A 1,701-nucleotide genomic window follows, 5' to 3' on the forward strand; every position below is an offset into this window, starting at 1 on the left:
CCCATCGAGAACAGCGCCGATGTGGACACCCACGGAACCCGCGCCTGCGGGGAGCGTCATCCTGGCTCGAAGCTGACCGCAGCGGCCGTCGCCGACATCCGCGCCCGATACACCGGCCGTTACGGCGAGCAGACTGCGCTCGCTCGTGAATATGGCGTCACCCAACCGGTCATCTTCGCAGTCGCCAATCGAACAACTTGGGTCGACGCGGATGGGCCGCGCGCGACAACACCGGAGACATGCTCATGAGCGACCAACCCAATAAGGGCACCAGCGAGATCATGGTTGTTCGCAACCAGATCGACGACATGGCGACACAGTTCCAGGCCGCGCTGCCGGCGCATATCCCAGTCGAGCGCTTCGCCCGTGTCGTGATGACGGCGATCCAGAACAACGGTGACTTGCTCGGCTGCTCGCGCCGATCGCTGTTCAATGCCGCGATGAAGGCCGCCCAGGATGGCCTTCTGCCCGACGGTCGCGAGGGCGCTATGGTGCCCTACAAGGGCGAGGTCACATGGATGCCGATGGTCGGCGGCATCCGGAAGAAGGCGCGCAACTCCGGCGAGATCGCCACCTGGGATGTTCACGCCGTCTTTGCGAACGACGCCTTCGAGTATGAGCTCGGCGACAATCCGTTCATCCGTCACAAGCCGACGCTGGCGAACCGCGGCGCACTGATCGCGGTCTACTCGGTGGCGACGCTGAAGACCGGCGAGAAGTCCCGCGATGTGATGTCGGTCGAGGACGTCGAGAAGATTCGGTCGAAGTCGCGCGCACAGAACGGACCGTGGAAGGATCCGGTCTTCTATCCTGAAATGGCGAAGAAGACTGTCGCTCGACGGCACTCCAAGGTGTTGCCGATGTCGAGTGACCTCGACGATCTGATCCGGCGAGACGATGGCCTCTACGATCTGAAGGGCGCGCAGGAAGAAGCCGCAGCCGCAAAGCCGAAGTCGCTCGCCGGCCGCCTCGACCAGCTGGCGGACTTCAGTGACGAAAAGGACGTCATCGACGGCAAGACCGGCGAGATCCTTGAAGAAGGCAAGAACAAGAAACCCGCCGCAGACAAAGCGGCTCCGAAATCGGATGTCGGTTCCTCTCCGGCCGGCTCCGAGCAGTCCGGCAAGCAGGCCTCCACGCCGAAGGCGACTGCTACCGGAAACCAGCCGTCGTCCGGCCAGAAACCCTCCCAGGACCCGGACGACGGCGACCCCATCGCGAAGGCGACCCGCATGGGCCGCGCCGCTTACCGCCGCAACATGTCGAAGAAGGCTATCCCGGTCGACTTCAAGACTGAGGGCAGGGAGGCGGAGCGGCAGGCTTGGCTCGACGGCTTCGCCGCCGAGGAGGACGCCGAGGCGCCGGAGCCCGGTTCGGTGGAGGAGGAGTGAGCCATGTTCAAGCTCCGCAAAGCCATGCGCGAGGTCGAGCTCACCGAGGCCGACCTGAAGCCGGACACGCTGCTCGTCTCGCTTCTGGACCGCAGCGCGAATTCGGTCACCAACATGCTGGACCGATTTCGGGCGGATGAGGTCGCGCTTGAACGCGACATCGCCGATATGACCGAGCGGCTTCGCCAGACTCGTGTTGCCATCACCGCCTTTGATGCCGCCGGTGCCATCATCGAGGGCGGCAAGCGGCCCGTGCAGGAATCGGCGTCGAAGAAGGTCGGCAGGCTGGTCCCGAGTGCCGTCCCCAATG

General features: G+C 64.6%; 3 protein-coding genes. All 3 read left to right on the plus strand.

The window, feature by feature from the left end:
* Positions 1–249 (plus strand): hypothetical protein (locus FJ980_RS35120; RefSeq protein ID WP_281406350.1); only part of this gene is annotated, 249 nt, incomplete at its 5' end.
* On the plus strand, positions 246–1,391 hold the full coding sequence (locus FJ980_RS30665) for a recombinase RecT (protein ID WP_246676631.1): 1,146 nt from the start codon (positions 246–248) through the stop codon (positions 1,389–1,391). The genes FJ980_RS35120 and FJ980_RS30665, both read left to right, overlap by 4 nt.
* Positions 1,392–1,394: 3 nt before the next feature.
* The coding region (locus FJ980_RS30670) for a hypothetical protein (RefSeq protein WP_140547322.1) at positions 1,395–1,701 on the plus strand (307 nt) is incomplete at its 3' end.

It is taken from the genome of Mesorhizobium sp. B1-1-5, assembly GCF_006443065.1.
GTDB lineage: Bacteria > Pseudomonadota > Alphaproteobacteria > Rhizobiales > Rhizobiaceae > Mesorhizobium.

Excerpts from the sequence above, each read along its gene's own strand:
- FJ980_RS30665 (WP_246676631.1), top strand. The coding sequence starts at position 246 with ATGAGCGACCAACCCAATAAGGGCACCAGCGAGATCATGGTTGTTCGC.